The following is a 7,131-nucleotide window of genomic DNA, read 5'->3' as shown; positions in this document are numbered from 1 at the left end:
AGCGGGTAACGGGAAGGTCGTGCCATGACTCGATCCTTTCATGAAATCGAGTCTCCATTCGAGCCGGGGCGGTTCAGAGCGACGGACTCTTCAAGGCCGCCAACCTCGACATCGGCACCGCGGTGCGGCGCATCGTCAAGGTGGGACAGATCGCTGAACTGTCCGGCCTGGGCTGGCTCGTCACCGTCTTCGTCGGCATCGGCGCCGCGATCGGCGCCTTCCTCTACTGGTGCGTGATGATGGTCCGCAAGGTCGGCATCCTCGTCATGGTCACCCTCGCCGTCTTCGCCGGAGCCGGCGGAGGCTGGGAGGTCGCCCGCCGCTGGCGCAAGGGCTGGATCGAAGCCACCGCCACCCTCGTGGTCAGCAAGTTGCTGATGACTGTGATCTTCGTCCTGGGGATCGCCGCGATGGGCAAGACCGAGGCGAAGGACGGCATCGCCGCCCTCGCCGACGTGATGGCCGGCATCGTCATCCTGGCGCTGGTCCTGCTATGCCCGTACGCCACGTTCAAGTTCGTGCACTGGGCCGCCTCCGAGGGCTCCGACGCCGAGACCCTGCACCGCTCCGGCGGAGCCGGTGCGCAGATGGCCCGTCAGCACGCCGAACGCGCCGGACGCAAAGCCGCCGCCGCGGTCGCGACCGCGGGGACTGGCGGTGCCGCGGCCGGAGCAGGCGCCGCTCCCCAGGGCCCGGACTCCGTGCCGGGCGGCTTCCCCGGCGACATCGCCGCCAACCCGGACACCGGCAAGGAAGGCGGCAGCTCAAACGCCCCGTCGTCCGGGAGCGAGGGGATCAAGAACGGTCTGGACAAGGCCGTCCAGCCCCCGCCGACCAGCCCTCGTGACGACACCAGTGGTCAGTTCGGCGGTGCACCCGGACCGGGTGGCGGTTCCGGATCGCCCCCCAGCGGCGGCAGCGGCTTCATGTCGCAGCCCGGCGCCGGCGCCTCGACGCCACCGCCGCAGGGCGCCCCGCCGGCACCGAACTCGGCCGGCACCTCCAACGGAACCGGGGCACCGCCGCCTCCGCCCGCCGGCCTGTGACCTTGCCCGACTCCGGGGCGGCACGCGCTGCCCATTCCTCGCCGCGCGCCGCCCCGGCCACCGCCCCGCGCACCATCGGAACGGCCCTTGTCTGATCTCACCGTCCAACCGCTCACCGTCAAATTCCCCCACCGGTCCAGGCGCGGCATCCTGCTCGGCCTCTCCCTGCCCCAACTCGTCCTCGTGTCCTGCGCGTTGGCTCTGCTGCTGGTCACGGTGGTATCCACCGGGCTGCTCGGCGCCATCGCCCTGGCGCCGCTGTGGGCCGCGGTCACCGCCCTGGTCGTCGTCCGCAGGCACGGCCGCTCGCTGATCGACTGGGCGCCGATCGTCCTGCGCTTCGCCCGGCGGCGGCGCACCGGCCAGAGTCTGTGGCTCGCCCGGCCCGTCACCCGTCCCCGCCAGGACGGCATCCTGCACCTGCCCGGCACCGCCGCCTCACTGCGCGTCGTCACGCCCGGCGATTCCGCCAACCAGGCCGCCGCCGTGCACGACCCGCACGGCCAGACCCTGACCACCGTCGCCCGCGTCTCCAGCAGGGCCTTCGCGCTCCTCGACCCGGCGAGTCAGAACCACAACGTCAGCAGCTGGGGGCGGGTCCTGGCGGGCATCGCCCGCACCGGACACGTCGCCACTGTGCAGGTCCTGGAGCGCACCGTGCCCGACAGCGGCGACACCCTCACCCGCTACTGGGCCCAGCAGGGCCACCCCGAAACCCCGGTCGCCGGACAGGTCTACAGCGAACTTGTCGCCTCCGCCGGCCCGGCCGCTGCCCCGCACGAGGCGTACCTGGCGATCTCCCTCGACCTCAAGGCCGCCAAGCGCCTCATCAGTCAGGCCGGCGGCGGACTGCCCGGCGCCTTCACTGTGATGGAACAGACCACGTCCGCCATCGCCCAGGCCGCGCGCAGCGCCGGACTGATGGTGACCGGCTGGCTCAGCGCCCGCGAGATCGCCGCCGTCATCCGCACCGCCTACGACCCCAGGGCGCTGTCCGCGCTGCAACAGTGGTCCAACTCCGGCCGGGCCGAAGCCGACCCGGCAGCCGCCGGGCCCGTGGTCCAGGTCGAGGAGTACGACCGGCTCGCCACCGACTCCGCCCGGCACGCCACCTACTGGGTCGAGGACTGGCCCCGCACCGAAACGAGCGCGGGCTTCCTGCACGGCCTGATGTTCACCGCCGGGGTCCGGCGCACCCTCTCCCTTATATATGTGCCGCAGGGGCTCGAGTCCGCGATGCGCGACGTGCAGCGCAAGAAGGCGGCGATCATCGCCGACGCCAACGAACGCTCACGTCGCGGGCAGGTCGACTCCGAAGCCGACTCCGTCGAATACGCGGACGTCAAGGTCCGCGAGCGCCAGTTGATCGCCGGACACGCCGACGTGTCGCTGACCGGGCTGCTCACCGTCTCCGCGGAGACCGACGCCCTGCTCGACGCCGCGTGCGCGCAGATCGAGACCGCCGCCGTCACCGCCCAGGTCGATCTGCGACGGCTCAACTTCCAGCAGCCCGACGCCTTCACGCTCGGCGCCCTCCCCCTCGCCCGCACGGCCCTGTAGCCCCACTCCGGCACCAGCCGACGTCCTGCCCCATGGCAGGAAGGAAATCTCCCCCTTTGACCTCTGCCATCCCCGTCAGCGACGCGTACCCGTACCTGCGGGCCGCCAGCGCCGGTATCCGCCACCACGCCCGCGCCCTCACCCCACGCACCCAGCACACCGCTTCACCCGCGGATCGCGTGCACCTCGACGTGCTGCACGCCCATCTGACCGCACTGCACCACCTGCTCGACCAGCTCGCCGAATCCACCCGTCCGCCGCATCCCGCCGCCGGCCGACACCTCGCCACCGCGCACACCCGGCTGTGGCAGTCCGCCGCCGCAGTGCACGACGCCTTCCACCTCCTGCCCGCCGCGGACGAGACCCCAACGGACACGGAATGCCACCCCGAGCGGCTGCCCGAGGGGCCACCCGTCCTGACCATCTGCCAGCGCCACCTCGCCGCAGGTCACGTCGTCCGCCGCAAGACCACACCCAGCGACCTGAACACCCCGCTGCACGGCCACACCACCACCTGCAGCCAGTAACCCCCGCACCCCGAAAGGCCCTGAATGCGCAACCTGAAGCGCTCCACCTCCTCCGCCGCCGTCGCCCTCGCCGCGCTCGCCGGCACCGCCGCCCTGGCCACCGCCACTCCGGCATCCGCCGCCAGCTACCACTGCAAGACCAGCAGCCACAGCGTCGACGACCCGAGCTATAACGGCCCCGACTCCGACAACTGGGACTTCGACGTGACGCTGTGCGCCATGCGATCCGGCGGCTACATCTACACCACCGCCACCGTGTACTGGGACGGCCCGTACACGGCCAAGAACCGCAGCACCCTGACCTTCAACAAGGCCAAGTTCCAGCTCCAGACCAAGCGGAGCGTCAGCGGCACGGACCCGGTCGTGAAGTCCGGCGCCTACACCGGCCTGGAGCACGCGCTCGAACACAGCAGCGGCAACGGCAACGGCTCCTACTCGACCGGAACCCTCAAGTCCAAGGCGGGCTCCGGCCGTTACCTCGCAGACGGCTACATCCAGCTGGACTGGTCGGGCGACGGCAAGAGCTATCGCAGCCCGATTCTGTTCACCGCTTCGCCGGTCGTCTGACCCCGCGCCGCGTCCAGACCGCCGTCACGTGAAAGCCGCCCCGTCATGAGCCACCGGCCTGCGCGCCGAGCCCGCCGCGCCAGCGCCAGCCCCCTGTTCACCCCGCACGGCACCGATCGCGCGTCCCGCAAGGCTGCCCGCCGGCAGCTCGCCGAGGCCGCCGCGAAGGCCCGCCTCGAAGCAGCCGCCCACACCAGCGGCGCTGGCGTAGCAGAACAGGAGATACCGGCGCCCCTCTTCCCACCCGCCGGGCGACCCGGCCCCGCGTCCTCCCGCAACAACAGGCTCAAGCTGCCCGCCCACCGCATGACCACCGCTACCGCGAGCGGGGCGTACCCGTTTCTCGCCGAAGGCGGCCTCGGCGCCGAGGGCATCTACATCGGCCGCGACGTCCACGCCGAAGCCAGTTTCTGCTTCGACCCGTTCGCGCTGTACGGCAAGGTCGAGGGCTTCACCAACCCCAACGTGCTCCTTGCCGGGGTGATCGGGCAGGGCAAGTCGGCGCTGGCCAAGTCCTTCGCGCTGAGATCGATCGCCTTCGGGTACCGGGTCTACGTCCCGTGTGATCCGAAGGGGGAATGGACGCCCGTGGCGCAGGCGCTGGGCGGTACCTCCATCGCGCTCGGGCCGGGCCTGCCCGGAAAGCTGAACCCGCTGGACGCGGCACCGCGGCCCAACAGCGTCTCCGAGGCCGACTGGGCGGGCGAGATCCGCAAGCGCCGCCTGCTGCTGCTCGGCTCGCTGGCCCGCACCGTGCTCGGGCGGGACCTGCTGCCGATGGAGCACACCGGCCTCGACGTCGCGCTGGATGCCGTCGTCACCCGCGCCGCCGCCACCGGTCGCACCCCGCTGCTCGGCGACATCGCCGCCACCCTCAACAACCCCGACGAACTCGACGTGGCCGGCGGCATCATGTCCGGCCGACTCGGCGACGCCTCCCGCGACCTAGCCCACGCCATGCGCAGGCTGGTCCACGGCGACCTCGCCGGGATGTTCGACGCCCCGAGCACGGTGGCCTTCGATCCCAACTCGCCGATGCTCACCATCGACCTGTCCCGCCTGGGCGGATCCGGCGACGACACCGCCTTGGTCTTGGCGATGACCTGCGCGTCCGCGTGGATGGAATCCGCACTGTCCGACCCGAACGGCGGCCGGCGCTGGATCGTCTACGACGAAGCCTGGCGCCTGATGCGCCACCCCGGCCTCCTGCAGCGCATGCAGTCCCAGTGGAAGCTGAGCCGCGGACTCGGCATCGCGAACCTGCTGGTGATCCACCGGCTGTCCGACCTACTCACCGCGGGCGACGCCGGATCCCGCGGACGGGCCCTGGCCGAAGGTCTGCTCGCCGACTGCTCCACCCGCATCATCTACCGGCAGGAGACCGACCAACTCCATGCCGCAGCAGCCCTGCTGGGCCTGACCTCGGTGGAGACCGACGCGATCTCCCACCTCAACCGGGGCCGAGGCTTGTGGAAGGTCGCGGGGCGCAGCTTCATCGTGCAGCACCTCCTGCACCCCCACGAGCTGGCGCTCTTCGACACCGACGCCCGCATGCACTGAAACCCCGCTCACCTCGCGTTTCGACGACCGACAGGAGCCTTCCCATGTCCGCCTTCACCCCACGCCGACGTCACCGGGCGGCGGTTTCCGGCTCCGCCCTCCTGGCAGCCACCGCCCTGGTAGCCGGATGCGGCACCACCACCGAGGCCACTGACACCACCTCCGTCAGCGTCTCCCCGGCACCTCGCACCCCTACGCCGGCCGCCACGCACACAGTTCACGGGCTAGACGGCACGTGGCGGCCGATCAACTCCGACAGCCCCATCGCCTCGCTGACCATTTCCGGAACCGCCGTCACCACGACCGGCACCCTTGCCTGCCCCGGCACTCTCGCCCAGACCACCACGGAAACACCCGTGCTCACCCTGCACTGCACGACACCGGACTCGGACCGCGCCCGGGGCACACTCAAGCTCAAGCCGGACGGATCCGCGCTGGTCATCAACTGGGACGGCCCCCAGTGGGGCGGCGTACTCGACAGCCTGCGCCGCGTCTGACCACATACCCGCCGCACAGAACCCCCAGGAGCCCATGCCCCCGACTCGCACCGACCTGTCCGCCTTCGCCGCCGCGCTCGCCGAACGCCTGCCCGGCACCTGGACGAGCGAGTACCACCGCCACCCCACCTACCAGGACCAGTTCCCCACCATCGAACGGCTCTGGGACGCCGGCCACGTCGACTACATCGTCAGCCAGTACGTCCTCGGCCACGACGCCGTCCTGAACGGCCCCGATGGAGAGCAGCTCTACGTCACCGACCGGCCCCTGTACCGCCACCAGTTCGTGGTGGCCCCACTGGAGCCCGAGGGCTTCAAGACCCACCAGATTTCCCCGGTACGTGAGCCGAACGGCATCGCCGTCCCCAACGATCCGGCCCGCGCCGCCGCCGCAGTCACCCGACGCGTGCTGCCCCGCTACCGGGCGGCCCTGGACGCGGTCCGTCACAACGCCTTTAGCCAGCCCGAGCCGCCGCACCGACAGCCCGCGCCCGAGGTCGCCCAGACTCTCACGCTGGTCTGGTACCCGGACGGTGTGGTGGGAGCACCATACGACTCGGTTCCCGAAGAGGCACGCATGACGCTGTTCGGCTGCAACTTCCAGTACAGGCCGAATGAGTTCGCCTTCGTGCTGCCGGCCTCCTACAGCTCCAAGGAGCGCGCCCTGCTGGTCCAACTCGCCGCCCAGCGGCTCACACTCCAGGGCATCGGGGTCAACTTCCGCCGCGCCGCTCCCCTCCCGCCTCCCACTGCGGCATCAGCACCCGCGAGCAAGATGCTGCCAATGGTGTCCTCCTCCCCGAAATCCACTTCTCGCCGGTAGAACCCGGCTTCCGCATCAAGGAGTTGCCGCTGTCCGACCCCGACCAGCGGATGCTGCTGCACGACGTGGCGGACCGACTCAACACCGTTGCCGACCACCTTCCGCTCCCCGACCAGATCCGCCCGGATCCGGCGCTGAGCGAGATCCTGGACGACGAAGTCCGTCACCTGGCCCGCCTGCTGGGATTCCTGGCCGGCGAGAGCGCCTTCCGCCATCGCGCCGCCGCCCGCTCCTCGGCCCGGCCCACGACCACGGTGCGCCGCACGACCCTCGCGCTCGCGAGCGCCGCCGAACCGACCGGGCTCGCGCTCGCCGCCCTCAGCGCCGCAGTTCATCGCCTCGGCCAGCTCGCCGACCTCGCTCACCAGGCCCCTGGCCCCGCCCGCGACCGGGCGATCACCACCGAGCACCAACGGCTCGAAGACCGCCTCGGCGACAGCCGCATCTACCTCGCCCGCGCCGCGAAGCACCTGCGCGCCGCTGCCGACACCCGCACACCACCGGCCGCAACCTCCATGCCCTCCCCGCCGTCATGCGCCCCAACCCCATCC

General features: G+C 71.4%; 7 protein-coding genes and 1 pseudogene. All 8 read left to right on the top strand.

Features of this window, described 5'->3' with window-relative positions; genetic code table 11:
* Positions 1 to 77: 77 nt before the first annotated feature.
* A pseudogene (locus O3Q52_RS45650) lies at positions 78 to 1,046 on the top strand (ATP-binding protein); the annotation flags it as partial.
* A gap of 87 nt (positions 1,047 to 1,133) precedes the next feature.
* Complete coding sequence (locus O3Q52_RS45645) at positions 1,134 to 2,606, top strand: SCO6880 family protein (protein ID WP_266586596.1); 1,473 nt, start codon at positions 1,134 to 1,136, stop codon at positions 2,604 to 2,606.
* Positions 2,607 to 2,662: 56 nt separating this feature from the next.
* Positions 2,663 to 3,133 carry a DUF6238 family protein gene (locus tag O3Q52_RS45640; RefSeq protein WP_266586594.1) on the top strand — a complete coding sequence of 157 codons (471 nt, stop codon included), beginning with the start codon at positions 2,663 to 2,665 and terminating at the stop codon, positions 3,131 to 3,133.
* Between the two features lie 24 nt (positions 3,134 to 3,157).
* Positions 3,158 to 3,700, top strand: a complete 543-nt coding sequence (locus O3Q52_RS45635) for a hypothetical protein (protein WP_266586592.1) — start codon at positions 3,158 to 3,160, stop codon at positions 3,698 to 3,700.
* 45 nt (positions 3,701 to 3,745) lie between these two features.
* Positions 3,746 to 5,260 (top strand): ATP-binding protein, encoded by a 1,515-nt coding sequence (locus tag O3Q52_RS45630; RefSeq protein ID WP_266586590.1) that lies wholly within the window; start codon positions 3,746 to 3,748, stop codon positions 5,258 to 5,260.
* A gap of 44 nt (positions 5,261 to 5,304) precedes the next feature.
* The gene (locus tag O3Q52_RS45625) at positions 5,305 to 5,757 is read left to right on the top strand and encodes a hypothetical protein (protein ID WP_266586588.1); all 453 of its coding nucleotides are present in this window, start codon (positions 5,305 to 5,307) and stop codon (positions 5,755 to 5,757) included.
* Between the two features lie 34 nt (positions 5,758 to 5,791).
* Positions 5,792 to 6,580, top strand: a complete 789-nt coding sequence (locus O3Q52_RS45620; protein WP_266586586.1) for a hypothetical protein — start codon at positions 5,792 to 5,794, stop codon at positions 6,578 to 6,580.
* A 23-nt stretch (positions 6,581 to 6,603) separates the two neighbouring features.
* The coding region (locus O3Q52_RS45615) for a hypothetical protein (RefSeq protein ID WP_269654386.1) at positions 6,604 to 7,131 on the top strand (528 nt) is incomplete at its 3' end.

The sequence above is a fragment of the Streptomyces sp. ActVer genome (assembly GCF_027270795.1).
GTDB classification, from domain to species: Bacteria; Actinomycetota; Actinomycetes; order Streptomycetales; family Streptomycetaceae; genus Streptomyces; species Streptomyces umbrinus_A.
Note: the sequence above shows the minus strand (reverse complement) of the source record. Positions and strands in the feature narration are given on the sequence as shown.